This is a genomic window from Paenibacillus sp. S-12 (assembly GCF_030363895.1).
GTDB lineage: Bacteria > Bacillota > Bacilli > Paenibacillales > Paenibacillaceae > Paenibacillus_B > Paenibacillus_B alvei.
The window spans coordinates 819,939-846,631 of sequence record NZ_JASIUF010000005.1; the positions used below are offsets into that span (position 1 = coordinate 819,939).

At 41.8% G+C, this 26,693-nt stretch carries 29 protein-coding genes; 17 read left to right on the forward strand and 12 right to left on the reverse strand.

The genetic code is table 11. The annotated features are described in order from the left end of the window. Positions 1-99 precede the first annotated feature (99 nt). The 12 genes from NO352_RS06700 to mglC all read left to right on the forward strand — a co-directional run bounded on the left by NO352_RS06700 (position 100) and on the right by mglC (position 12,769). Positions 100-501: a hypothetical protein gene (locus tag NO352_RS06700; protein ID WP_289355133.1), complete on the forward strand. Its 402-nt coding sequence runs from the start codon at positions 100-102 to the stop codon at positions 499-501. Between the two features lie 121 nt (positions 502-622). Then, complete coding sequence (locus NO352_RS06705; RefSeq protein ID WP_289355134.1) at positions 623-937, forward strand: DUF695 domain-containing protein; 315 nt, start codon at positions 623-625, stop codon at positions 935-937. A gap of 9 nt (positions 938-946) precedes the next feature. Next, a complete protein-coding gene (locus NO352_RS06710) occupies positions 947-1,354 on the forward strand; it encodes a ribonuclease E inhibitor RraB (RefSeq protein ID WP_289355135.1) in 408 nt (135 codons plus the stop codon). Between the two features lie 168 nt (positions 1,355-1,522). After that, complete coding sequence (comI, locus tag NO352_RS06715; RefSeq protein ID WP_021255831.1) at positions 1,523-1,618, forward strand: competence inhibitor ComI; 96 nt, start codon at positions 1,523-1,525, stop codon at positions 1,616-1,618. A gap of 639 nt (positions 1,619-2,257) precedes the next feature. Then, positions 2,258-3,652: an MATE family efflux transporter gene (locus NO352_RS06720; protein ID WP_289355136.1), complete on the forward strand. Its 1,395-nt coding sequence runs from the start codon at positions 2,258-2,260 to the stop codon at positions 3,650-3,652. Between the two features lie 318 nt (positions 3,653-3,970). Then, entirely contained in the window at positions 3,971-4,477 is a 507-nt protein-coding gene (locus NO352_RS06725) for a DinB family protein (protein WP_289355137.1), read from the forward strand. A 169-nt stretch (positions 4,478-4,646) separates the two neighbouring features. Further along, entirely contained in the window at positions 4,647-6,248 is a 1,602-nt protein-coding gene (locus NO352_RS06730; RefSeq protein WP_289355138.1) for a response regulator, read from the forward strand. 7 nt (positions 6,249-6,255) lie between these two features. Beyond that, positions 6,256-7,995, forward strand: a complete 1,740-nt coding sequence (locus NO352_RS06735) for a cache domain-containing sensor histidine kinase (RefSeq protein WP_289355139.1) — start codon at positions 6,256-6,258, stop codon at positions 7,993-7,995. Continuing rightward, the gene (locus NO352_RS06740) at positions 7,995-8,963 is read left to right on the forward strand and encodes a substrate-binding domain-containing protein (protein WP_289355140.1); all 969 of its coding nucleotides are present in this window, start codon (positions 7,995-7,997) and stop codon (positions 8,961-8,963) included. Before NO352_RS06735 ends, NO352_RS06740 begins: the two co-directional genes overlap by 1 nt. Positions 8,964-9,099: 136 nt before the next feature. Beyond that, the gene (locus NO352_RS06745) at positions 9,100-10,128 is read left to right on the forward strand and encodes a galactose ABC transporter substrate-binding protein (protein ID WP_289355141.1); all 1,029 of its coding nucleotides are present in this window, start codon (positions 9,100-9,102) and stop codon (positions 10,126-10,128) included. A gap of 93 nt (positions 10,129-10,221) precedes the next feature. Beyond that, complete coding sequence (locus NO352_RS06750; RefSeq protein ID WP_262866832.1) at positions 10,222-11,733, forward strand: sugar ABC transporter ATP-binding protein; 1,512 nt, start codon at positions 10,222-10,224, stop codon at positions 11,731-11,733. A 25-nt stretch (positions 11,734-11,758) separates the two neighbouring features. After that, complete coding sequence (gene mglC / locus NO352_RS06755) at positions 11,759-12,769, forward strand: galactose/methyl galactoside ABC transporter permease MglC (RefSeq protein ID WP_289355142.1); 1,011 nt, start codon at positions 11,759-11,761, stop codon at positions 12,767-12,769. Between the two features lie 383 nt (positions 12,770-13,152). On the opposite strand, the gene NO352_RS06760 is transcribed toward mglC, so the two are convergent. The 8 genes from NO352_RS06760 to NO352_RS06795 all read right to left on the reverse strand — a co-directional run bounded on the left by NO352_RS06760 (position 13,153) and on the right by NO352_RS06795 (position 19,726). Continuing rightward, positions 13,153-13,368 carry a helix-turn-helix domain-containing protein gene (locus NO352_RS06760; RefSeq protein ID WP_005550318.1) on the reverse strand — a complete coding sequence of 72 codons (216 nt, stop codon included), beginning with the start codon at positions 13,366-13,368 and terminating at the stop codon, positions 13,153-13,155. 10 nt (positions 13,369-13,378) lie between these two features. Next, the gene (locus NO352_RS06765; protein ID WP_163977275.1) at positions 13,379-13,861 is read right to left on the reverse strand and encodes a DUF2975 domain-containing protein; all 483 of its coding nucleotides are present in this window, start codon (positions 13,859-13,861) and stop codon (positions 13,379-13,381) included. A 207-nt stretch (positions 13,862-14,068) separates the two neighbouring features. Next, positions 14,069-15,268 carry a hypothetical protein gene (locus tag NO352_RS06770; protein ID WP_289355143.1) on the reverse strand — a complete coding sequence of 400 codons (1,200 nt, stop codon included), beginning with the start codon at positions 15,266-15,268 and terminating at the stop codon, positions 14,069-14,071. Positions 15,269-15,292: 24 nt separating this feature from the next. Beyond that, entirely contained in the window at positions 15,293-16,138 is an 846-nt protein-coding gene (locus NO352_RS06775; RefSeq protein ID WP_289355144.1) for a hypothetical protein, read from the reverse strand. Continuing rightward, on the reverse strand, positions 16,135-16,821 hold the full coding sequence (locus NO352_RS06780) for an ATP-binding cassette domain-containing protein (protein ID WP_289355145.1): 687 nt from the start codon (positions 16,819-16,821) through the stop codon (positions 16,135-16,137). The genes NO352_RS06775 and NO352_RS06780 overlap by 4 nt, the downstream gene beginning before the upstream one ends. Next, positions 16,818-17,234, reverse strand: coding sequence for a GntR family transcriptional regulator (locus tag NO352_RS06785; protein ID WP_005550309.1), 417 nt, complete (start codon positions 17,232-17,234; stop codon positions 16,818-16,820). Before NO352_RS06785 ends, NO352_RS06780 begins: the two co-directional genes overlap by 4 nt. Before the next feature lie 385 nt (positions 17,235-17,619). After that, positions 17,620-18,837: a cytochrome P450 family protein gene (locus tag NO352_RS06790; RefSeq protein WP_289355146.1), complete on the reverse strand. Its 1,218-nt coding sequence runs from the start codon at positions 18,835-18,837 to the stop codon at positions 17,620-17,622. A 415-nt stretch (positions 18,838-19,252) separates the two neighbouring features. After that, entirely contained in the window at positions 19,253-19,726 is a 474-nt protein-coding gene (locus tag NO352_RS06795) for a hypothetical protein (protein WP_289355182.1), read from the reverse strand. A 177-nt stretch (positions 19,727-19,903) separates the two neighbouring features. Here NO352_RS06795 and NO352_RS06800 point away from each other — a divergent pair, with 177 nt between their 5' ends. The 5 genes from NO352_RS06800 to NO352_RS06820 all read left to right on the forward strand — a co-directional run bounded on the left by NO352_RS06800 (position 19,904) and on the right by NO352_RS06820 (position 23,182). Then, complete coding sequence (locus tag NO352_RS06800; protein WP_289355147.1) at positions 19,904-20,527, forward strand: immunity protein Imm33 domain-containing protein; 624 nt, start codon at positions 19,904-19,906, stop codon at positions 20,525-20,527. A gap of 76 nt (positions 20,528-20,603) precedes the next feature. Then, on the forward strand, positions 20,604-21,158 hold the full coding sequence (locus tag NO352_RS06805; RefSeq protein ID WP_289355148.1) for a hypothetical protein: 555 nt from the start codon (positions 20,604-20,606) through the stop codon (positions 21,156-21,158). 25 nt (positions 21,159-21,183) lie between these two features. Further along, entirely contained in the window at positions 21,184-21,453 is a 270-nt protein-coding gene (locus tag NO352_RS06810; protein WP_289355149.1) for a hypothetical protein, read from the forward strand. Positions 21,454-21,466: 13 nt separating this feature from the next. Further along, positions 21,467-21,913 carry a MarR family winged helix-turn-helix transcriptional regulator gene (locus tag NO352_RS06815; protein ID WP_289355150.1) on the forward strand — a complete coding sequence of 149 codons (447 nt, stop codon included), beginning with the start codon at positions 21,467-21,469 and terminating at the stop codon, positions 21,911-21,913. Positions 21,914-21,964: 51 nt separating this feature from the next. Beyond that, complete coding sequence (locus NO352_RS06820) at positions 21,965-23,182, forward strand: serine hydrolase domain-containing protein (RefSeq protein ID WP_289355151.1); 1,218 nt, start codon at positions 21,965-21,967, stop codon at positions 23,180-23,182. 127 nt (positions 23,183-23,309) lie between these two features. On the opposite strand, the gene NO352_RS06825 is transcribed toward NO352_RS06820, so the two are convergent. The 4 genes from NO352_RS06825 to NO352_RS06840 all read right to left on the reverse strand — a co-directional run bounded on the left by NO352_RS06825 (position 23,310) and on the right by NO352_RS06840 (position 26,529). Beyond that, the gene (locus NO352_RS06825; RefSeq protein ID WP_197267719.1) at positions 23,310-23,447 is read right to left on the reverse strand and encodes a hypothetical protein; all 138 of its coding nucleotides are present in this window, start codon (positions 23,445-23,447) and stop codon (positions 23,310-23,312) included. A 201-nt stretch (positions 23,448-23,648) separates the two neighbouring features. Continuing rightward, positions 23,649-24,227 (reverse strand): TlpA family protein disulfide reductase, encoded by a 579-nt coding sequence (locus NO352_RS06830; RefSeq protein WP_289355152.1) that lies wholly within the window; start codon positions 24,225-24,227, stop codon positions 23,649-23,651. A 24-nt stretch (positions 24,228-24,251) separates the two neighbouring features. Next, entirely contained in the window at positions 24,252-24,803 is a 552-nt protein-coding gene (locus tag NO352_RS06835) for a MauE/DoxX family redox-associated membrane protein (protein ID WP_268646669.1), read from the reverse strand. After that, positions 24,793-26,529, reverse strand: a complete 1,737-nt coding sequence (locus NO352_RS06840; RefSeq protein WP_289355153.1) for an ABC transporter ATP-binding protein — start codon at positions 26,527-26,529, stop codon at positions 24,793-24,795. Before NO352_RS06840 ends, NO352_RS06835 begins: the two co-directional genes overlap by 11 nt. Positions 26,530-26,693: the final 164 nt, after the last annotated feature.

Sequence of the window (26,693 nt, forward strand, 5' to 3'; positions counted from 1 at the left end):
GATGGTCTCTCAGCTTAGACTTTTATGATCGAGAACTCTGGAAAAGATGAACATCACTTAACAACGATCTACGCATTGGGCTAGAAAGGGATGAAAGAGATGGAAGAAATCAAAGCGATAAAAACCGAACTTGGTGAAATTCATGGAAGAGACGCGATCTTCCTAGATGATATTCAATTCAAGTATCAAAAGAAAGAAGTTAAATTGATTGGCGAGATAAATGGACTGTTATGTACAGAATCAGATGATGATGAGTTTATTGGATACGAATTGTTATTCAAGAAAGTTTATTACTTTAATATGGTTGAGTTGGATGTAAGTTTACAGATGTTTGATCATCCATACCATGATAGTAGTAGCTTCGTGGAAATAGATAATACAAAAATACTTAAAGATATAAAGAATGCAAGAGGTCTAGAGCTGAAGCAATATGTAATATATACATATGACGACGTTTTCGTTATCGCATGTCAAGAATTTGAATTAAGATTAAAGAAATAAAAGCAGGAAGCAACGTTACACGAAAGATTGAGTAAGGTTTTGTCGAAATATATGTTTGGCTAAGCGCTTGATCCCCAAATAGTATAAAGAAGATGAAATTTCCTAGGAGGTATAGATCGATATGTCTGATCATTGGGATATTTATTTTTGTGAGATTGAAGGTAAATTTGCATCAGTTGTATTGGATATGGATATCTGGAAGGAAATTGAGAAATCTGAGTATCCACATTCGATGGTTTTAAGAATACGAATCAAGAACCCTGGAGAAAGCGGTACTCCAATTAATGATGAGGCTAAATTAATCAACAACCTAGAAGACAAAATCAATGATGAAAGTGCAGGTTTTGGATTCCATGTTGGCAGGGTGACTACTGATGGGATACGGGATGTATTTTATTATTTTTCTAAACCTTACGAGCTAGAAAAAGCAGCATAGACGTATTTATTGGAACATGGATATGAGACAGAGGTTCTTCATCTTGAAGAGGAAAATCCTTGGGATTTTTATTTTGAGTACCTTTACCCTAACAAGTATCAAATTCAACATATGGGGAATCGAAGATCTGTCGAGCAGTTACGAGAGTCAGGGGATACGTTTGAAGATGTGAGAAAAGTAGATCACTGGGTCTATTTTCAATCTATTGAAGATAAAGAAAATTTCGATGCTAAGGTTAAACTTTTAGGATTCGAAATCGAATTAGATGCTCCTAATGACGATAAAATTTATTCTCATATCTATCGTTCTGATTACGTCGACTTCCATTCGATAAATGAAGTTACGGATATTCTTGTTGATATAGCAGGAGAATGTAATGGTGAAAATGATGGATGGGGAACTACAGTAGTTAAGTAGATTAGGGGGAGAGACCCCTTCGCCAGGCTCAAATTGAAACAATATTTTTATAGTACCATATTCAAAAAACAAGATAAGAACACTTGTACGCAAGTGTGAATAAAGGTAAAATATAACTACAATTGAATCTTGGGTGGGCATGGTTTCCCTTCGAAAGGGGGTGAAGCCATGGAAGTAAAAGATGCAATAACGATCATGCTCCTTTTTGGAACGTTCATTCTTGCTCTTTTAACATACATTAATCATAACAACAAGAGAAAGTAATAACCCACCCCAAGGTTGCAGCCAAAGGTGGGTTAACTCCGTATTGACTAAGAAGGGATTACCCATCCAAGCCAATTGTATTGACCAAGTGTTCGCAGCACTTGGTCTTTATTACATATATAGTACCATAATCGAAAAGATGTATCAAAGGTCTGAATTGTTGAAATAGAACAAAAGATCCTTTTTCTCCATAAAGCCTCTTGGGTTTAAGATGCGACGGTTATATCGGTAGTAGTACAAAAAATGAAATTGAGTATGCAATTGAAAATGGGAAAACGATTAGATACTTTTCTAAAAGCGAAATGGTAAAACACGATACGATAAACAATGATACTATGACTGGCGACTGGCAATTAGAACTCACTGGGACAGTATAAAGGAACTTTCTGTAGGAGTAATCTCGAACTCAACCGTAAAGTATGTTTATGATTGGACATGATGTGTAGGCGAGTATGAAGCCGTATCTCTGCCATATGTACATAAAATGACTGCAAAAGCAAGTACTCTGCTCGAAAACCTCGAAATATGCGTGAATAAGGCAGCAAAGCTCACTTTCATCTTCTCAAAAGAGTGGTATAATAGTGCGTCACTATGTAAGGTCAAGGGATCTGGCACAATACAGGAAGAAGAGATGATACGGTGAGTACAATTGTTCCCAGTATAAAAAGAAGAACGACGTTCCTGTTGAATAAATATTTCACAGGAGAAACGCTTGATTATAAGCAAATTATCGCGATTATTATTCCGATATTTGTGGATCAAGCTTTTATTATTTTGATGAGCCTGCTGAATACGGCCATGATCAGCTCCTCGGGAGTAGCGGCGGTTAGTGCGGTCAGCATGGTGGACTCGTTGAACATCTTCTTGGTCAACGTGTTTGTAGCTGTGGCGACGGGGGGAACCGTCATCGTAGCACAGTATAAAGGCCGAGGCAATGCAGATATGGTTTCGAAGTCAGCTGCTCAAGCCATATCGGCAGTTGCGCTGCTGTCGATTTTGATCAGCGCGGTCGTTATTATTTTTCATAACCCCACACTAGACTTATTGTTCGGTCGTGCGGAAGCGGATGTATTGGATAACGCAAGGATTTTTTTGATCGGGAGCTGCCTCACGTATCCGTTCATTGCGATTTTCCAAGCTGTGACGGGGGCGTTGCGCGGCGTGGCAGAGACGAAGGCCTGTTTGGGTCTATCGTTCATTATGAACTTGACCTACCTGTTTCTAAATATATTGTTCATTACGGTATTCGATATGGGCGTAGTCGGATTGATCATTTCTATGCTTACGGCTCGTGTGCTGGGGATGGCGATATCGTTAATTTATTTGTTGAAGATCAATCAGACGCTGCAGTTCCGAATTCAGAATGCACTGAAGTTGGATTTTTCAATTTTGAAAAAAATTATGATTATCGGCATTCCATTTGCAGCGGAGCAGATGTTCTTTAACGGCGGGAAGCTGCTGACGCAGACGTTTATCGTTCAGCTCGGTACGCTTGCGATCACGATCAATGCCATAAGCGGTTCCATATCGCTTGTGTTCCAGATCGGAGCGAATGCCTTGAGCATCGCGATCGTCACGGTCGTAGGCCAATGCATCGGACGACGCAACATTGAGGATGCGAGGAAGTTTATCAAGTCATTTCTGTGGCTGTCCTCCATCATATTCGTTATTGCCGCAGTGATTCTCATGCCTTTATTCCCTTGGATCGTGAGATTGTTCTCTCCTCCGGCAGAGATCATTCCGGAGATCTTTACACTTACGGTGCTGATTGCGATTACCCAGCCATTTTTATGGTCGATCAGCTTTATTATGCCATCGGCTCTTCGCGCAGCAGGCGATTCCAACTTTACTTCGATTACCGCTATGCTCTCGATGTGGTTGTTCCGCGTCATTCTGGGCTATGTACTCGGGATACCGCTAGGCCTTGGTATTATGGGGGTATGGATCGCAATGGTCACGGAGTGGGGGATCCGCGGCTCCGTCTTCCTCTGGCGTTTCCGCGGGGAGAAGTGGTATAGCCGGAAGTTGATTTGAGAGTTTCAAGAGCCATTACGTTAGCTCTCGAACATAGAGAAAAGACAGCGAATTCCTATTAAGAAGAGGAGTTACGCTGTCTTTTTTTATTGCTCTCGTACACTGGACGGCTTCCGGAGAGGCAGGAACAGGGGGGCGTTTTGTGGAATATTCTAAATGAAATATATTTACATATGATAGTAACAGCCCAGTCACAACAGCAGTTACGTTTATCCGCATCGTGCAGCCCCATCTATTGTGCCATTTTACACCCACCTAACTTACACTTCGTAACGTTCTAACCGTTTCATCACAACAATTAATGAAAGGGAGGTTTCTATGGAACTGCAAGAAATCAAGCAGAACTTAAAGGAAACTAGAGACAAACTGCTCGGAATTCTGAAAGGATTAAGTGGAGAGCAATTAAACGAACGAAAAGACGAAGATAGTTGGAGTATTGGTCAGATATGTCAACACCTTGCCAAGGTAGAAGAAATATATGTCGTAGCCATTAAGAGGGGGTTACAGAATACAGAAGAATCATCCACAGAACACAAATCAATTGATTCTTTACTGGATAGAAAAATAAAGTTAGAAGCTCCTGACATTGTGAAGCCAACGGATGAACGTTTCGAATATGGAGACATCATTGCAAAGCTAAACAATTCTAGACAACAGTTTGTTGAGATGCTAAACGCATTAGAGGATCCATCGATACTGAGTAGAAGACATTTTGTTCACCCTGCTTTTAAAGAGATGTTATTGATTGATTGGGTGAAATCGACGTATGTACATGAAGAAAGGCACATTCAACAAATTCAAGACATTATAAATGGGGTTAGATAAAGACTGGAATGCGGAAGATGCGGTCATGTAATTCCGAAATATACAGGTGAAGTCAATTCACTAGCGAATAATAGTTTCATATAAGGAACAGCCGGTATTGAAGCAAAGTGTTACGCTTGCATTCGATTGCCGGCTTTTTTTAATATTTTATTGAAAAAGGAGGATGCCCATGTACAAATTAATACTCGTTGATGATGAAGAAGACGTACGAGAAGGTGTGCTGCATGAAATTGATTGGGAGTCATTAGGGTTTTCGGTCGTGGAGACGGCAGAGAATGGTCAAGAGGCAATGGAGTACATTGAAAGATTGCAACCGGATATTGTGGTGACCGATATTCATATGCCTTTCATGAATGGATTGCAGTTGGCGGAATGGATTCGCAGCCATGATCCATCGATCAGAATCATAATCCTGACGGGCTACGATGAATTTGAATATGCGCAGAAGGCGATCAAGCTCCAAATTGATGAATACGTGCTCAAGCCATTTTCCGCTTTGGATTTGCAAGCCGCATTGGTGAAGGTCAAGCAGCAGATGGATCAGGAGGTTGCGGAGAAGAACAATCTACGAACCTTACAGGATCATTATAGGAAGAGCTTGCCCGTATTGCAGCATGTCTTTCTATCTTCTCTCCTTACAGGCAAGTGCTTTTTGGAGGACATTCAAGAGAAATGCGAGCGCTATGAGATGGATTTATCGGGTTCCGCTTACTTGGTCTCTGCAATTCAAATGGATCATAACAAAGAAGAGAAGAACCGGTATTTATTGCAATTCGCCGTATGTAACATTGCCGAAGAGCTCATGTTGAAGCATATGCCGGGACGGGTATTTATTCACCATGATCATGTCGTTGTGTTAACGATGAGTATAAGTCAAGAGGAAGAAAGAATGAGTCGGGAGACGATCGGGCTCGTAGAAGAAGTTCTTCAGAGTGTCCACCGATTTCTCAAAATAACAGTTACAATTGGCGTGGGAACTGTCGTGAACGATCTGTCCGAGTTGGCCTCTTCTTATCAGGAAGCGGTACAGGCACTGCATTATCGATTGATTCACGGAAATCATCGCGTCATCTGGATTGAAGATGTAGAGGCGAAGCGGGTGAATCCGCTTGTATTCGATGACATGAAGGAGCAGGCCTTAATCCGCTGTATGAAGGTAGGGACGATAGAAGAAGCGCGGACGATGATGGACGAGCTGTTTGCTATCGTGGAATCATCCAAAGAGGTGTCGCTGCAAGACTTCCAAATCTATTGGATCGAAATGTGGACAGCTATGATGAAAGTAGTGAAAGATATGGACGTAAAATACGAGCAGCACCTTGGAGGTACCGTACACCCTTTGATGGAAATCTATCATTGCAATAATGCGTCAGAGGCAAAGAACTGGATGCTGCAACGATGCCTGAAAATCATGAATTGCATCGCCGTCGAGCGGCAGACTGGCTACAGGAAACTGGTGGATGAGGCAAAAGCGTATATGAAACTACATTATGCGGATCCGAATATTTCGATTCATACGGTATGCAGGCATTTGCACATCAGCACAGGATACTTCAGCCATATTTTTAAAAAGGAAGCCAAAACTACTTTCGTAAGTTACCTGCTGGAGCTAAGAATGGAAGCGGCGAAGGAACTGCTGCGGTCGACGGATCTCAAAGCATTTGAGATTGGCGAAAAGGTAGGATATGCAGATCCGAATTATTTCAGCTTCTGCTTTCGCAAACGCTTCGGATTGTCGCCAAAGGAATACCGCAATCGGGATCGAGGGTGAAGGCATTATGGTAAACACCAAGAGCATTCAGTTTATTATTGCAAAAACGTTTATATTCATTACCGTGGCAGCGGTGTGTATAGTCAGCATTATGCTGTACAACAAATTTTCTAATACGGCGGAGAAAAATGCGGACTTGAATATTCAGCAAGTCGTGGAACAGGTTAACTATAACCTGGAGATATATGTGAAAAACATGACAAGTATCTTCGACGTCGTTCAAGACCTGATTCGTAAGAGTTCTTCCGTAACGAACCCCATTTTAATTGAGCAACTGAAATCCATTATGAAAACAAGAGAAGATTTGATTTCGATCGCCTTGTTTACCAAGCAGGGAAAGCTAGTATTCAACACCCCTGAACTGCCCATGCGGAGCAATACACAATTAGAGCGGCAAAGCTGGTTCGAGGCTGCTATGGAGCGTCCAGATCAGTTATCTTTTTCATCACCTCATATTCAGAATTTATTTAAAACCACTTATAAATGGGCTGTCTCCATCAGTAAGCAAACTTCCTATCGTGCGGGGGCAGGCAAGCCTGATCAAGGTGTGTTAGTTATCGATATGAACTTCAAGACGATCAATGAATTGAGTAAGCAAGTTTCTTTCGGCAAGAGAGGATATATCTACATCATCGATTCCATCGGCAATATCGTCTATCATCCGCAGCAGCAATTGATCTATGCAGGATTAAAGTATGAGAACTTAGAACGCGTCCTTACCTATGCGTACGGTAGCTTCCAAGATAACACGAATGACGAGAGTAAGTTGATTACGATCAAAACGGTGAATCCGATCGGCTGGAAGGTTGTAGGCGTCGCCTACAGAGATGAGATCGTAACGGCCAAGTCAGAACTGAATACTTTTATTTTGTGGTTTCTCGTCATCGTCATATTGTTCGTGCTGCTCGTGTCGATCATCGTATCCGCGAGAATCTCACAGCCCATTCAGAATCTGGCAAAATTAGCAAAAAGTATTGGAAAAGGGGATTTTACAGTACCGATTACGACGATTGGCATTTATGAAGTGGATCAATTGTCCAACCGATTCAACATGATGCTTCGGCAAATTCGGCAGCTGATGGATCAGATTATTGTGGAGCAAGAGGCGAAGCGCAAGAGTGAACTTGACGTGCTGCAAGCACAGATCAATCCACATTTTTTATATAACACCTTAAACTCGGTCATTCGGCTTGCGGAGCGGGGAGAGACAAGGGAGGCTGTTACCGCAATTACGTCCTTATCGCGATTTTTTCGGATTAGCCTGAGCAAAGGGAAGAACATCATTACCGTGAAGGAAGAGATCGAGCATGTAAGGCATTACTTAATTATTCAGACCATTCGTTATAAGCGAAAGTTTCAATATGCAATTGATATTCAAGATGAGGCGCTGGATTGCATGACCATGAAGCTTATTTTGCAGCCAATCGTCGAAAATGCGATCGTGCATGGGATTGAGATGATGCAGGAGGAAGGAATGATCACCATAACAGCCGCTATTGTAGAAGATAAATTGATGTTGCAAGTAACGGATAACGGCTTAGGCATGCCGCCACAGATTTTGAAGGGTCTACTAACGAAGAAGGTAAGAAGCGAAAGAGGCTCAGGCGTAGGCGTGAAAAATGTTCATGATCGAATTCAGCTATGCTACGGTCAAGGCTACGGACTGGAGTTCGAGAGCGAGCTGGAAGAAGGCACGACGGTTAAAATCTGGCTTCCCATTGTCCGGAATGAAAGAGAGGACGAGTGATGAAGCGAATGAATTTATTCTTAGTCGCGATTTTGTCACTTTCTTTCTCCCTATCATCGTGTTCCATTCAAACCGATGTGATGTCGGATAATAGGTTCGTCATTGATCTGATCGTTAAAATGAATCAAGGCGATTACTGGAATACACTGAGGAGCGGGGCTGAGGCTGCGGCTAAGGAATTCAATGTGAAGCTTCAATTCCTGGCTCCGAATGATGAAGATGATATTTCAGGCCAGATCGAGTTAGTGAATCAATCTATACAGAACCGTCCAGATGCCGTAATTCTTGCGGCAAGCGATTATATGGGGTTGGCACAAGTGACCGATCGAATTGCCTACCACAACATCCCGATCATATCCATCGATTCAGAGGTGGGGTCTGCACGCGTGAAGACGTATGTCGGTACGAACAATTATGAAGCAGGGCAACTGGCCGCTAAGCGAATGATCGAATTGATTCATGAATCTGGGCAGATTGCAGTCATGAATTTTGTCCAAGCAGCCAAAAACGCGAGTCAACGAGAGGAAGGGTTTCAAGATTATGTGGCGAGATTTCCGAATGTTCGTGTTGTAGATATTCAATATTCGCAGTCCAATCAACGAAATGCGGAGGAGATCACACGCAGATGGCTCGCACAATATCCGAGTCTGGACGGGATTGTCGCATTAAATGCAGAGTCTTCGATCGGCGTAGGGCGAGAGATTCAACGATCCGGCAAAGGCGGAAAAGTGAAGGTGATCGCATTCGATAGTCCGCCCGAGACAATGGGATTATTGCAAGATGGAGTTGTTCAGGCGCTGATCCTGCAGAATCCGTTTAATAACGGGTATCTCGCTGTAAAGAATGCCGTGGATATTATTGAGGGGCGGAATGTGCCTGAAAGAATGGATACGGGCATCAAGCTAATTGATTTGGATAATATGCTGTGGCCAGAAAACCAGAAGCTGTTGATTCCATTCGTGAAATAAATGAGGCGCAAGGTGATGAGAATTTCGATAGAACTCAGGAGGATTTTCGATACCGTTTCTCAGGGGAATCCATCATAATGAAAGCGTATTCTTTTGAAGGGCATTCAGGAATGATGTTGGAGGAGGTCTAGATCAAATGAGGAAAGCAACAGCTTTGATTATGGCGAGCGCATTATTTGCTGCTGTCATTACCGGTTGTGCGAGCGGAAAAGGTACAGGCGGGGATGGCGGCAGTGAACCGCAAGTAGGTGTTGCGATTTATAAGTTCGATGATACGTTCATGACGGGCGTACGGAATGCGATTGCGGATTCAGCCAAAGGCATTGCCCAAGCCGATATCGTGGACAGTCAGAATTCACAGCCGACCCAAAACGATAAAGTGGATTTGTTTCTTACGAAAGGGGTTAAAGCCTTGGTCGTTAACCCTGTTGACCGTACGGCAGCGGGTGTCATTATCGATAAGGCGATGGCCAAAGACATTCCGGTCGTATTCCTGAATCGCGAGCCATTGCCGGAAGATATGAAGAAATGGGATAAAGTCTATTATGTCGGCGCGAAAGCGGAGGAATCCGGTACGATGTCCGGTCAGCTCATTGCAGATTACTGGAAGTCGAACCCAGAAGCGGATAAGAACAAGGATGGCGTATTGCAATATGTCATGTTAAAAGGGGAGCCTGGTCATCAGGATGCTGAACTCCGTACGAAGTACTCAATCCAAGCGATCGAAGATGCGGGGATTAAAGTCGAGAAGCTGCAAGAAGACACAGGTATGTGGGATCGCGTAAAAGGGCAAGAGAAGATGGCGGCATTCTTGGCTGCGCATGGCGATAAGATTGAGGCCGTGTTTGCAAATAATGACGATATGGCCTTGGGGGCCATTGAGGCATTGAAGGCGAATGGCTATTACAAGGATAACAAATATATTCCTGTGGTAGGTGTCGATGCTACAGCGCCTGCGCTGCAGGCATTGGAAGAAGGCACATTGCTTGGAACCGTTCTTAACGACGCGAAAAACCAAGGAAAAGCCGCGATCAATCTCGCTAGCGTGCTCGCGAAAGGCGAGAAGCCTGCGAAGGATAATGTAGGTTATGAGATCACAGATAATCAATACATTTGGATTTCTTATAAGAAAATTACGAAAGACAATATGGCTGACGCGAAGTAATGTGAACCGTTGCGATAGGCTTCAGATTAAGGAGGGGGAATATTCGCTATTCGTCCCTCCTCTTTTTACGAAGAGACTTAGGGGGCGAAAGGGATGGGACAGCATGAATTCGTGCTCGAAATGAACAAGATCTCCAAGGAATTTCCGGGAGTTAAGGCGTTGGATCAGGTGACGCTGCAAGTGCGTCCTGGAACTGTGCATGCATTAATGGGCGAAAACGGAGCGGGCAAATCAACATTGATGAAATGTCTATTCGGGATGTATGCCCCTGATGAAGGCGAGATTATGGTGAATGGCGAATCTGTGCTGATTCCGAATTCAAAAGCGGCATTGAATATCGGGATATCCATGATTCATCAGGAACTTCACCCTGTGCCTTACCGGAATGTAATGGAAAACATTTGGCTGGGACGATTTCCGACGAGAGGGCTTGGCCCTTTACAATTCATCGACCATAGGCGTATGGCACAGAATACGCGTGATTTATTCAGGCAGCTGGATATCGATTTGCAGCCCGAGACGATGGTTCACACGTTATCGGTTTCCAAAATCCAATCCATCGAAATTGCCAAAGCAGTTTCCTTCCATTCCCGCATTATCGTAATGGATGAACCAACGTCATCACTTACCGATGTCGAGGTTGAGCAGCTATTCCGAATCATTCGAGAGTTGAAAAAAAATGGCGTCGCCATTATTTATATATCACACAAAATGGAAGAAATCCTTCAAATATCAGATGAAGTAACGATTATGAGAGACGGTAAAAAAATCGGGACGTGGCCGGCATGCGACTTAACAACGGATTTGATTATTTCCCGTATGGTCGGGCGCGATCTGACGAACCGCTTCCCGGAACGGAACAACGTGCCCGGCGAGGTCGTAATGCGCGTTCAAGGGTTGACCTCTCCTCTAGCAAAATCATTCAAGCATGTGAGTTTTGACTTGCACCGCGGTGAAATTGTTGGGATCGGCGGATTGGTAGGCGCACAGCGCACCGAATTGATGGAAGCTTTATTCGGACTCCGGGACATCCAATCGGGAACCATCTCGATTCAAGGCAAGGAGGTACGGATCGATTCTCCCGTCATTGCGAAGAAACATGGTATGGCATTGTTAACCGAGGAGCGCCGCGTGACTGGCATTTTCCCGGTACTATCGGTGCATGAGAATGCGGCAATCGCGAATTTGGAGCACTATCGCAAGCCTTATTTTCTGTTAGACGGGAAAAAGAAGAAGGCGGAAGTGGATGCGATGGTGCAGAAATTAAGAACCAAAACACCATCTACGCGCGAACTCATCATGAACCTGTCTGGCGGGAACCAACAAAAGGTGCTGTTTGCACGCTGGCTCCTGACGGAACCGGATATATTACTGCTGGATGAGCCTACCCGCGGTATCGATGTCGGCGCTAAATATGAAATCTATTCGATCATTGCTGAACTGGCCTTGCAGGGCAAAAGCATTATTATGATCTCTTCGGAAATGCCGGAGCTCATCGGGATGTCAGACCGCATTATGGTCATGTCCGAAGGGCGATTGACCGGGATTTTGAATGGAAAGGAAGCGACGGAAGAGGAAATCATGCGGCTTGCGGCACAGCATTAAGCGGCAGAGAAAGGTGAGATCTACGATGAATGCGAAGCGAATTCAAAGTTTTATGTCCCAAAATGTGATCTATATGGTTCTAGCCGTTTTGATTATCGGAATTGCGATTTACGATCCGTCATTTCTAGGATTAAATCCACTCCGGGATATTCTGAATCAATCATCTACACGGGTCATTATCGCACTGGGCGTTGCATTTGTTCTCATTACAGGCGGTACAGACTTGTCAGCGGGAAGGATTGTTGGTTTATCCGCAGTCGTGTCTGCGTCTATGCTGCAGACAACCGATTATGCGCGCAGGTTTTTTCCCGATTTGGAGGAGTTGCCGTTATTCGTACCAATTCTATTAGCGGTCGTTGTAGGCCTAATATTTGGACTCATTAACGGGGTAATCGTCGCTAAGTTCAAGGTGCCACCATTCATAGCGACATTAGGTACGATGGTGGCCGTGTATGGTGTCAACTCCTTATACTTTGACACAGCTCCGAATCATTCGCAGCCGATCGGCGGGTTGCGGCCAGATTTTAAAGAATATTTCGGAACAGGAAGCATCGGGTTTGGCGGCGTATCCATTCCGATTATCGTGGTGATTGCAATCGCAGTTGCGTGTATCGTATGGATTGTTTTCAACCAAACGAGACTGGGCAAGAACATGTATGCAATAGGCGGGAATCAGCAGGCAGCAAGGGTATCAGGCATTAACGTGGGAAAAAACCTTGTGTATATCTATGCCATTGCCGGTGCGCTTTATGGTCTAGCTGGGGTTCTTGAAGCCGCAAGAACCGGGGGAGCGACAAATAATTACGGGAATATGTACGAATTGGATGCGATTGCCGCTTGCGTAGTCGGTGGCGTATCGACCACTGGGGGCATCGGAACCGTTCCAGGTGTAGTGACCGGCGTACTGATTTTTACGGTCATTAACTACGGTCTGACCTTCATCGGCGTAAGCCCGTATTGGCAGTTGATTATTAAAGGCTCGATCATCGTAGCGGCTGTTGCCTTCGATATGCGGAAATATGCAGCTAAGAAGTAATGGTAATGATTTGGTTGAAACCCTTCCTTACGGGAGGGTTATTGTATTTGTTAGTTCGTGGAAATTTTTGCGGGATGGAATGTATAGTAATGGGAGGGGCATGAACGCTGCTTGGTTCCATTATGGGTTACATTTATTTGAAGGAGGACAAATCATGAAGCGACTAAATCTTAGTGCAATCATCTGTTCGTTCCTTGTGGGTCTTTCTCTTGTTGTTAGTAGCGTCATTCATGAAAAAGATAACTCCTTTTTCTATGTCTGAAAAACCTTGTCACTGCACGGGGTTAGATTATGAAATTGATTCAACCAGCAACAAACCAATAACGTGCAACTCATCGCCTGATGATATCCGAAATGCAATAGTTGTGTTATTGACTTCATTCTTAAGTTTCCACATCATTCTTGTATTCTAATATATCCCCAGGCTGACATTCCAAAGCCTTACAAATTGCCTCTAAAGTTGATAATCGCACCGCTTTTGCTTTACCATTTTTCAATATAGAAAGATTAGCCATTGTTATTCCAACTCTCTCCGAAAGTTCTGTAACACTCATTTTTCTTTTAGCCAGCATCACGTCAATATTGATTATAATCGCCATTGTTTGCACCTCAGACAGTTAAGTCATTTTCTGATTTTATAGCAATAGCTTCTTTTAAAAGCTTTTGTAAAACTGCAGCAAAAACGGCAATCACCATGGAAGCAAAAATGATAATCAAGCCGATGACTATAATCCCTGGGGCATCATCTCTCTCTGCCATGAGATAAAAGAGTGGCATACCAACTGCATACAAGCAACTGATTGTAATTGCACAGTATTTTATTTTCTTTAAAACCCGTACAGACATTTCCGAAAAAGCTTTGTTCTTGTCAATATAGCCTAACAGCTTAAAAGCTTGATACAGCGCAAAGTAAAAAGGTATCGCCGAGGCATACAAATCGATGACAATGAGATATTTCATTAAACCAAAATCTGGATATAGTTCTGCTGCGAAACTCGCTATCCCTGGCACCACAAATATGCATAAAGCAAGAACCGGGATTCCAATAAGAATAACCGCAGCCCTTAAAAAAAGTGTTGATCCTCTTTCCATAAAAACACCCCTCACAGATTTATTGTGAATTGAATTTATCACATAATTTATCGTTTTACAATATATTTTAATCGAAAAACAGTGATTGTTGGCTGTTTTATATTTTCAACTAAAAGGCCGAGCTAATTGACTATTAGAAGTCATTAGCTCGGCCTTTGTCACCTTTTTATCTCTCTTTATCTCTCTTTTTCCATTCTAAAAATAATTCTAAAACTGACCAAGATCGATATAATTCAAATCCATGTTAGCTTCATCTTCAGCCTGATTTGCAGCCTCTGTTGATACTGCTTTTCCTTCGTATTCAAGGTTACCGCTTGTCAAATTGAATACATATAGACGATTACCTTTGAAATTCTTATGACCCATAATATAGAGATAGTCTTGTTTAAAAACATAGGTAATGTTGTCACTTAAATCTATATTTGTATTCTTCAGAATCGTCTCATATTCTTTACTCACGAGATCGTAAGAAATAACAGTGAATCCTATATTTTCCTTGCTCGATACAGCTTTTTGCAGGAAATAAATTTTCTGTCCATAAGCATTCATAATATTATTCAATAACATTTCATGCCCTTGGAACGCGAGCGGCGAGATTTGTCCTGTTTTAACATCCACTTGATATGACTTTTTATGATTATCTTTACTAACACTTAAAATCCATTGATCCGTGTGATCCAGATTTTGATTGGCTAACCTTACGTATTGATTATCCCCATTTGCTGCTACAGATTTAGCTCCTGGTAACGTGAGCGGCTCATTTGTAATCTCTTTTGTTGTTAGATTAACACGGATAATCTGCGGTTCATATACATAACCTTTGGCACTGTGAATCAAAGACACCATTGCAACAAGATGCTGATCAACAAGCTGTACATTTTGTACAAAGATATCTGAAACATCCTGATCTACATGGATAACGGATCTGATTTCCTGCGTATTGTCCTTCTGCTTGTTAAGCACAGAAATACTGAGCTTAGCATTCTTCTTCGCTGACGGATTATTGGATTGCTGCTCATCTACGGTACAATTCACATAAGCAAGTATATCCTGATTTTCATAGAACCCAGCTAAGTCGTTCTTCCCACGCATGAACTGACGATGCTGATCCACCCATTTATCCAATTGCGTTTTCACTGGTCTTCGGTTGAACCTTTGGCTTATCGTTAACTTTTTATCTGTATACTCTGTACCATTTGTCGTGATATAGGCTGATTCGATGCCAAAAACACTGTCCTTACTCATGTAATTTCCGTATAAAGCTATACCTTCAACGAGAGAAGCATCCCCTTGAACCATCGTCAGCTTATAATTAGGTCGTGTCTCTTGTGAAGCCTGTACATAATACGTCCCGATTGTAATAACCGCGAACACTGCAAGAATGGCGTTAACCATATATTTCCTCATTCTTTAACCTCCATACCCCTTCAATTATACCGATATTTTCTTACGCAATAGATACAAGCTGTACCAAAGCGAACCTCCAGCAATGATCACGATTAATCCGATACAAGCGCCTATGATTTCTCCTGGATAGAAGTAGCTATCGTATCTGCTATAACCCATTAGATAGGGTATTGAGGCTAATCCAGCTAGAACCGCTATGTATAGTACGATGAAGCCGAGCCCTTTCAGTCTGTAGCTCCGCTCCATTAGAATCGCTGTGAACAAGACGATCAAGCCCGTAATGACCAGACCATAGTATAGTACAAACTCAGAAAAGTTGGGCGGAACCAGAACTTTAAGCACAGTAGGATGCTTCAAATAATCAAATACCGAGATGGTTCGATATAATTCAGCAGGAAGAATCGACTGTGCTATCAAACTTTCCAGTGGAACAAGGACAATTTGCAGGGCGACAAATCCAAATACGAATAGCAAGATCGTAACCAGCTTGGCAAAATACAAATTCGCCCGATTAGATGGCAACGTGAGCAGGCGATATACTACTGTATTTTTACCTCTCCAGTCACGGTACCAGATGATGCAGCTATATACTAGCAACATTGTTATGCTCAAAAATATGGATCCGAAATATAGAAGTCTATTAAAGTGATCATACACCGTACTGTTTAGCTGAATATATCCAGTCACATTGTGATATTGCTCAAGGGTCCATTGATTCACTCTCATTGCCTCATTCGCAGAATCCAGCCACTGATTAGCACCGATGGTGACTGCTGCAAGTTGCAAGGCGACTGTCAGCACCATAAGTCCAATATATATTTTGGCAAATCGATTCATTTCAAAATTCAATAGTTTCACAAAAGCGCTCATTTCATGTACACCTCTCTCATTACGTCTGTAATGGACTTACCTTCCTGCTCGCGAACTTCTTCACAGTAGAATTCACGTTCTACCTTCCCGTGCTGTAGCAAGACCGCTTTATCAATTAAATACTCAATATCGTTAATTTCATGAGTTGTAATAATCACACCACGATCCTCGATCAATTCACTCGTGAATACATCGGCAATTTGCTCGCGGCTGAACATATCAATCCCCGAGAACGGTTCGTCCATTAGGATGTAATCACAATCCAAGGCAAGTCCGAGCAACAAATTTAACTTCGCAGCCATTCCCTTCGACAATGAGGATACGCGATCCGAAGAGCTCAGTTGGAAGAACTTAAGCAATTCCTTTGCACGTTCAGTGTTCCAATTCCGATAAAAGTCAGCCATAAAGCTCAAGCAATCAGCAATTCGCATATTGGAGGGCATCGTTAACGAATCTGGAATGAAAGTAATTTTCTCATACATCACAGGTGTTAGTGCTACATTATCGATTAAGACTTCTCCTTTGTATGGTGTCAGTCCCATGATGGACTTCAGCACCGTTGACTTCCCGGCACCATTGATTCCGATCAGGCAGGTAATCTCTCCCTTGGCAGCAGTGAAGCTAACGCCATTTAGTACCTTCTTGAATCCATAATTCTTCACCATCTGATTCACCTGGATCATCTTGTGTCACCACCCTCTGGAGATAACTTTCGCTCGGATGTATATTTTGTCTTTATGATATCTACCAGTTCTTCAACTGGAATTTGAATATTCCGAATGGAACTGATGAATATATCGACTGCACTTTCGATTAATTCAGCACGAATCGAGCTTAGTATTTGCTGATCCTGTGTAATTCGACTTGGGGAATTTCCTTCTGTTACGATCAAACCCTGTTCCTCCATTTCCTTATACGCCTTCTGCACCGTGTTCGCATTAATCTTCATTACTGATGCCAGTTCACGCCGTGAAGGAATTTTGTCTCCCGCTCCGATTTGCCCTGTAGCAATCTGTTCCTTGAAGTAGCGAACAACTTGAATATATACCGGTTCTCGAACATTAAAGCTGACACCTAATTTTTGTTCTTCTGTCATACAACCAACTCCATACGGTTAGTGTGTGTACTAAGTGGTTCATACATCTTATGCATGTACTATACGTGTAATACACTTTTGTGTCAATAGTTTGATTTTGAGCACAGGCTTCAGGGGTTATCGTTCTTAGCAATTGTATTTTGTGCAATCCATCCGATGAAAATCAACCTTTAATAGCACATTTCCTGTGGTCTGATTGCACAATCTGCAATGAAACATAAAACTGTTGGGATGGGTAGGTATTCCGATTGTTCCTATGATGAAGTATGTAAGATACCTGGATCAAACGGGTAAAAGCCTCCCGCCCCACAAGGAGTGGAGCAGGAAGCGGAATGTGGCAGGAAGGGGCTTCGCTACAACAAGCCGCGTGAACGGGTTCGCTACCTTATTGGAATTGAAGAGGCAAAGAGACGAATCCCCGCATAAGATAAGTGGGCTGCCATTCGAGCTGCTCGGGCGATACGGCCAGCTTCATCCGGCTTCGGCGACGCAAGAGCGTATCAATTGCAATTCGTCCTTCCAGGCGGGCGAGAGGAGCTCCCAGGCAATGATGGATCCCCAGTCCGAACGCGATATGATGGTTCCGTTCCCGGGACAAGACCAGCCGATCTGGATCCTTGAAGTAGTCAGGATCACGATTGGCCGAGGCAAGTGCAACGAGCACCATGTCTCCCTTCGAGATGAGCTTGCCGTTCCATTCATAATCTTCTCCGATCCAGCGATTCGTTGCGAATTCGACCGGGCCCATGAACCGCAGCAGCTCTTCGACGGTGGAATCCATCAAGGAAGGAGTGTTCCGAAGTTTCTCCAGTTCGTCCGGATGAGTCAACAATGTGAATATTCCATTTCCAATCAGATTTACGGTCGTTTCATGTCCGGCTATGATCAATAGAATAATGGTCGATATCAGTTCTTTTTCCGACAAGGAGTCCCCTTCGGTTTCCGCTTGCACAAGCAAGGATAACAAATCTTCCTTCGGATCTTGGCGGCGCCGCTCAATCAGGTTCGTAATATAGTCCGTAAAAGCGTCTATGTCCGATTCGATTTGCTTATATTTCTCCGGCACATTGATGGCTGAGACGAGCGCATGGGACCATTCGCGGAACTTATCCCGGTCTTCGTTGGGCAGACCCAGCATCTCCGATATGACAATAATCGGAAGGGGATAGGCATAATCTTGAATCAGCTCCATGGATCTCTGATTCTCTACTTGATCAAGCAGCGAATTCGCTATGTTCTGGATACTTTCCTTTAGCCTCTCAATCATGCGGGGGGTAAATGCTTTTTGCACGAGGCCACGGAGCCGGGTATGATCCGGCGGATCCGAATTCAGCATATGTCTGACTAGCAGATCCATTTGGAACGGGGGAAGTCCCATTTCCTCGGGCGTGACGAATTGGAACAAATTTTTCCTCAAATAATCGGCTTTCAGCGCTGCTACGGCATCTTTATAGCGTGTCACGATCCAGGCTGTTCTGCCGTTCGGCAAAGTAATTCGGTGAAGCGGATCATGTTCTCTGAGCTTCTCATACAGCGTATAAGCATGATCCTTGAAATCGGATGAAAATGGATTGAACGACGGGAGTGTCGGGCTTATGGTCATTCAAGCGCCTCCTTCATTCATATTTTGCGGTTACCGGACAGGTATAACCACACTTAATAAGTATACTATTAATAGATAAATATGCCATATCGTACATATATTTCATTCCGCTATCCCCGGCCCATTGAAGATTGAGCAAAGTATGATTGAGGGAATTATGAATCTATATAATTGAACACTAGATGTAGAATCATGGGAGTACTTACACGACCCGACCTAAGAGACAAGCTATCTAGGGTCGAGTTGATTTACATGGGGGGGAATTGCCAACGTAAAAACACCTCCAAGGTAGACTCTCGTATCTTACGATATAAGGTCATTCTCTTGAAGGTGTTTTGATTTGATTCACGTTATGGTGGCAGTTTCCTCAATTCACTGGCTATTTCCGTTCCGTCTGTCATAGGTACAGAAGGTACTACTTATTTTTTATTTCCACTAAAATTTTAGAGATTGCCATCCATAAATTGATAAACATCAAAGTTCCGAAAATATTAGCCACAACTACATTATATCCTGTAAATTGGTTTTCAAAGTGAAATAATGGCGTGTTATAAATAGCTATGAATAAAGATATAATCATGGAAAATAGAAAAAGTTTTTTCTTGGTTATCATATAAATGCAATACAGGAACGTATAATAAGCCCAAAATTGTGCAGCATACCATGCATGAGAGAGTCGAATGCCTGCTTTAGTATGTAGAGTTGTTAAAACCAGTACGAGTAGAACAAGTAAAGCAATGAAAGGAGAAAATTTAACGAACTGCAAAAGGTTTATGATAAATCTCTTCTTTGAAATTGGAAGATTTGCTTCATATTGAATCTTATGGTTCGATAAATAATGAATGAAAAATAGTAAACCTAGACTTAATGCCAACATCAAAAACATCATCATAATTATTCCTTCTTTTCTAATGTAATCAACTAAGATGCCAAAAGATTGATAACTTATTTCAACTTTTATTATTTTATTCTTTATTAGGTAAATTTCAAGTTTTATTTGAGGGATTCATGTAACGGGGTAGAATGATTCTGAAACCTCCAATTGTGCAAAGGAGATACATATATAATGACATGGAGTTTGGACAGTGTTGTTGAAAAACATAAGGAAGCGCTATATACGTTTTATGTTCCAAGTGAGTACGTATTAAGCAAGGTTGAGGTTGGTGAGTTGGTCAAGCTCAGCTTTCTTAGTGATGTAGAAGATGCAAAATATTGTGGGGAGAGAATGTGGGTTGAAATCATCCATCGATCAGGTGATGAACTGATTGGAACCTTACGGAATGAGCCGATATCTATCAAGGATTTAGTTTTCGGTCAAGAAATTCATTTTAGAATCGAACATATTTGTGACACGATGCAGCACGATCCTAGCGCTGTCAATTGGGATTATTATTTTGAGAAGAAGGTCGTTGTAACGAACGACGTGTTGGATCGAAATGAGTTTAATTTTATGGTAAGGGACTTTCCTAATGAAGGCTCAGAATCGGATACGGGATGGAGTTTCTTTACGGGATATGAAGAACATGATCCTGATGATGTTGATAATTATCAATTTATTTCGATTGGAAAGGTATTGAATATGGATGATTCGATTCTTGCGTTTATAGATCGGGAGCCACAATGTGCCTTTGAAAGGAATCTTGAAACGAAAGAGTTTTATGAGGTATTTGATTATGAATGGGAAGATTAGTTGAAAGGATTGCAAAATGCATCCTGAGCCTCTCAGAGAAATACAATATGCGAAAAACTTGAAAGGAAACTAGATCATGAAAATGAAAATATCAAGCTTAGCTGAAATCATAGCAAAATCCTCCTTCTTAATGGATAATTCATATACATCGGAAGAACTCCTGGAAAATGTGAATTACATTCTTGAATATGTAGATGTTATTGGAGAAGACAATCTTCCTCTTCGGAATCCTCTGAATCTGGACGAGAATGTATATTACTTCAGAAAGCGAGAAGTCCCTTTATCGGGAGAAGAAATGGTAGCGGGGGATTATTTGCTATTTGATTACGTTGGGCACAATGAAGACATGTTTTTAACACAATTTAAATCATTACATGAGCTCGAAGCGGAAATGACGAATAGCGGTGGAATAACAAATCCTTTTACTACTTATCAGATAGCTATTATACATGGTGTTGTAAAGAGATATGATATCTATTTTACAAACAAGCTTGATGGCAAAGAGTATAAGTTTATAAAGGATTTACACGATGCATTGCCCGAATATCGGAGCCTATTTTCGGAATCAAACGAGCCTGAAACAAGAGAATACGAAATAACAAACGTAAGGATTGTTTGGAGAGACTCGTAAACGCATAATAATGGAGGCGCATCAAATGTTGAAACTAGAACGAGCGACAATGAGCGATGCAGAAAAACTAGCCGAAATACAAACGAACAGCTTTAATAAAGAATCAAAACATTTCAATAATAACGAAATTGGTGGGCCAGCAGGATATGATTCCATGAGTTGGCAAGCAGATATGATGCAATTTTGTGACTATTTTAAGGTGCTCTTTAATGAAGAAATAATAGGGGGAGCTTTAATCGTAACTCACCGAAATTTGACTTATCTTAGCTCCTTCTCTAATATATTAGGTATCTAACATATTTCCGAGGGTGAGCTGCTTGAACATCTATGAACAAGTAAAACAAATTAATGAAGCTGATTATGCCATTAACCGCTTGATTTACAAACACTATAAACCATATTTAGCTAGCTCTATCACCACTCAGCAAGCTGTATTGCTGGATATTGTATACGCTGCCAACAAGATAACGGTTGGTGAAATTGCTATAGAAATGAACATTAGTTCTAGTGCAGTAAGCCAGCTTATTGCGAAGATGGAGAAAAACCAGTTTATTCATCGTGCAATTAATCCTGATAATCGCCGTGAAGTGTTTATTACGTTAGGAATTAAAGGTGAGGAGTACTTTGAAAAGCAAGAATATGTCGAGCGCTCTGTGGCCGATCGTTTATTTTCTAAACTAACTGTTGCCGAACGTAACGAGTTAGAAAGAATTACAAAAAAATTGAAACAAATTGCAGCTGAAGAGTTCATTTGAGTTCTTCACATCCAATATGTTAGATAACTAATATATTTAGGAGGCTTACTTATGTTTAACTCTATTTATTCTACGCTTGAAAAAATCCAGTTTAATGGTGCAGTTTATGTAGAAACGAGCAATAACGAAATTATAGATGTTACAGTAGGGTTTGCAGATATGGAAAATTCAGTTCCGATTACGGGGGAAACACTATTTAACATTGCTTCCTTAAGCAAAATGTACACTGCTGTGATGGTACTTCAATTAATAGAGCAGAAGGTGATTCATTTTAAAGACAACCTGACAAAATGGTTTGATACAAGTACTTTTAAAGATGTAACGATTGAGGATTTATTGATGCATACATCTGGTATCCCAGAATATATAGGTAATTCCTCAGTTGAAGATTTTGAAGATATTTTACATAACAAGGAGCCTTATTTCCTACCGGGTTGCGGTTGGCTTTATACAAATACAAATTATGTTTTGCTAGCTAAAATTATCGAACAAGCAAGTCAACTTTCTTATGAGGATTATTTACAAAGAATGATTGCCAAGCCTCTTCAACTTCAAAATACAACCACGATGCCACAATCGAAACCAGTTGCTGTCGGCAAGCTATTTGATTTTATAAATAAGAAATATATCCATGTAACAGCTGATCCGATTTTTAAAGATATCAATAAGAAACACGATTTTTATGGTGACGGAGGGATTTATGCTACCGCTCAAGATATTGCCCAATTTGTAAAAGGATTTCTTCAAGGTAAATTAGTATCGCTTGAAATGGTGAATCGCGCACTTACTCCTTCACCGTTACATAGCTCATATGGTTGTGGGTTTATCATTCAAGACGGTTCTTTTGGTCATTCTGGTGGTTGGCCTGGCTATTCGTCGCATTGCTTATGTTCTTTGACAAGCGGAGAGGTGACGGTTCTCTTAACGAATGAAGAGGTAAGTCCTTTTTACGAGCAGCAAATAATAGAATTCTTAGTCCAACCTAATGACAGTGAAGAACCTGATGCTCCTAAGCATCCTAGTATCATGAAATTCAATAGTGCTGATCATATCGCAGGTACTTATCAACTCGCTGATGAATATCAAACATCCTTCATCATTAAAGAGGGGATAAACTTCTATATTTTATCTTTCCATGACCAGCATGATACCCATTTATTTAAAGTTGAACCTAACCTGTATTGGATTCGAAATACGATGAGTTATATCCATATTTCTGAAGGAATCTTTATTGATGAAGGTGTAGAAATACCGTTTCATAAACAATAGATATCTATGAGTGCAACTTGATCATTAAAGTTTTCAGGATCGTACAGGATGAAATAAGATGACATGGCGCCATATTCTTGAAAATAAAACCAAATATGGATTTTATAATATAAATGGTATATAATATCTATGCAATCAAAATATTGGTAATGGTGGTGATAAGAATGAAAAATTTTCTGAGCAAGTTGACAGGATTCCAGCCTGCTGCCTCACGCTGCATCTTGACGCGCAAAGTTGTCTCCTGCCGCTCCGATGTCCTGTGCATTATGCAAAAAGTGTCCTCCTGGGAGTACTATGTTGATCGAGATACGGGAGAAGTGTGTTCAAGTCAAACAAAAGTAAGATGCGGATGCTAGAAACAAGTCTATTCTCGCCAGAATAGGAACGGGATGAATCAGGGAAGCGATTTGGCCTCTACCAAGATGCAAAATCGCTTCTTTCTGTGGCCATTTTCTTACCGCTAACTCTACTCATTCATAACCGATAAGGGGCCGGGGATCCCTCCGTGGGAACTCGCCGTTTCATTCTCCAGCATGTTCCACAGCATGTTCGGACTCATTAACGATTGATGGGATTCTAGGATTCCATTTTGATTCACTAGAAAAGCATAGGGTACTTTGCTTACTCCATAAGTGTCCATAATGTCAGCAGAACGAATGTATTCGATGCCGGAGGGGAGCATCGCCTGGATCTCTTCATCATTGGATTGCTTATCTGTATTGATAACGACGATGTGTATATCCCAATTTTCAACCACTCTTTCTAAATCAGGCAATATGCTTTTGCAGGTTTGGCATGTCGTATTGATAAAGAGAAGCAGCACTTTTCTATGGCTCAACAATTCCCTTAGAATCACTTTGCGCCCCTGGGAGCCCCATTCACGAAAAAGCGGAACTTGCTCACCGATTTGGAGCTCGGTAAACGAAATCCCGCCCACGCTTTTTATTTTCGTAAGAAATTGTCCAATGAACCTCGCCAGCATGAATATAAGCAGCAACTGGATGAGCACAAGCAATAAAGTGACGATAACGATAAAATCGGTCATTCGAATCTTCCTCCTCGTTCGTTTTCAGATAAACATCTTCATAAGGTGAACAAGTTTTTTCTTGATGTTGAACAATTCCTTGAACAGATAGAGCAACGAAAAAAGGATGAGCGAGAGCATAAGCAGCTCAAGTTTATGGATAAAAGCAATCTCTCCTGTATACCAGGAGTGAGATTTCCATATCCCTACAACCGAAAAACCGAGAAGAAGATTACGAAGCACTAATCCCCAGTTTAGCTGATCATTTTCGAGTATCCCGCCACAGCCGCAATGGATATGCCGATGCCCGCGCATCAAATTGAAACCGATTGCAAAAGTATAAATACTTAGCAGTGAACCTATGGAAACCACATGATAAACCGTAATGCCTGACAAGAGAAGCGAGAGGCCTATCGTAAGCTCGGTCGCGGCAAACCCTATAAAAGACGGAACTATAAATCGGGCTGGCACAAGGTGATAAGCATTCATGATACGAATATGTTCACGGTAGTTCAGCGTTTTATGTAAAAAGGTGGAGAGAAACAAAAAGGCAAGCACATTTTGGAACATAACAACGAGAGCCATTTTAGACGACAACCCCGCTTTCCTTATTATAAATTTTGGTCTGCGCCTGATATAAACGATGGTATTCTCCCTGTTGGTACATAAGCTCCTGATGTGTGCCTTCCTCGACGATGCGGCCTTCCTTCATCACCAAAATATAGTCCGCCTGGACGGCGACACCAAGACGATGCGTAATGATCAGCACCGCTTTATCATTGTTCCCTTGGAATAATTCATGAATAATATCGAGCTCCGATTCCGGATCCATGGATGAGGTGGGCTCGTCAAGAATGATCACATCGCTATTTTTAAATAGAGCTCTGGATAAGGCCAGCTTTTGCCATTGTCCGCCTGATAATTCATGGCCTCCTTCAAAATGACGTCCTAGCAATGACTCATAATGATCAGGCAGCTTGGATATGTGCTCATGAATTTTTGTTTTTTTGGCGGCAGCAATCACTTCGGGCTTACTTGGGTTGTTTAGATTGCCAAAGCTGATATTTTCCCAGGCGCTGAACTCATATTCAATGAAATCCTGAAATAAAGCAGCAATCCGTTGATGATAGGATGCAATATCATAGTTGTGCAAAGGAACTTGGTTAACGTATATCGTATTTTCTACCGTATCATACAGACCTAGTATGCATTTGATCAGCGAGGTCTTGCCGGAGCCGTTTTCTCCGATGATGACTATCTTTTGTCCTTTTTTTATAGACAGATGAATATTTTTAAGAGTCGGTTCTATTTGATTCGGATAAGTAAACGTGAGATTTTGCACGCTGATCTGGTTGATGGCGCCGCATTTGATTTGAGAAGATGAGCTTGACAGTTCTTTTTTTTGTTGAAAAGATTTGAAATCCTCGATGTACAAACTGATTTCGTAGATATTGGATAGTGAAGCGGAAATTTCGGTTAAACTGGACTGAATATTTTGAATCGATTGCAGGGACGCCACGAACGCCCCAATTGCTATCTTTTTGGCCGAGATCAGCAGGATAATTAGAATCCCGGACACAATATAGGTCAACGTGAGCAGCATGCTGCCGACAAGCTCCCATATGCCTTGATTTTTAGATAAATTGTATTTTTCTTGTGCGCTCCGCTTATAGAAGGAAGACCATTTCTCGATCAGATGCGAGCCTAGTCCAAAGAGGCGAATCTCTTTCAAGGAATCTCGTTGGGTTAGGAGATCGGATATGTACATTTCTCTTCTGTGGTAGGGAGTCAGAAATCGAGTGAGCGCATATCTTTTATTGCCGAAACGGATATGAATCATCAGGATCGGAATTGAAAATAGAAAGATAATAACCAGCAATCCCCAATGAATATGGGTAATGTAGCCCACTAACGACACAACCGTGATGATGGTGCTTCCTAAAGACATAATGGCCTTAACCATCGAAACGATTTGGAAGTGGCTATTGATAATTCGCTGGTTCTGATCATAAAAAGACGGATCCTCAAAGGTGGAGTAAGGCAGATTCATAATTTTGCGGAATATCTGTTTTTTGAGCACCAGTCCGAGCAGATTTTCAAGTTTTTGATCATTTAATTGAGATAAAAATTGAAGAATATAGGCAGACAGAATGATGACCATTTGGAAGCATAAAATCGATAACGCTGTGGCAAATCCATGCCCGGGTTGAGCGATTAAAATAACCTCGTTCACGAGTTCTTGCATTGTCCATACGCTAAGCAGAGGCAATAAACCTAGCGCGAGATGAAGCGTAATAGAAACGTAAAAATAGGGTTTGTTCAATCTCCAAATATAAAGAAGGGCAAACCCGGAACCTCGCCAAATAGGTAAGAAAGAATACATCATTTATCGCCTTTCGTAAGTATTTGCCATAACAGTAAAAGGCAGGTAAGATATAAATCGAGTATATACATAATATGGTAGGTACGCAAGGACGAGATTTTTTA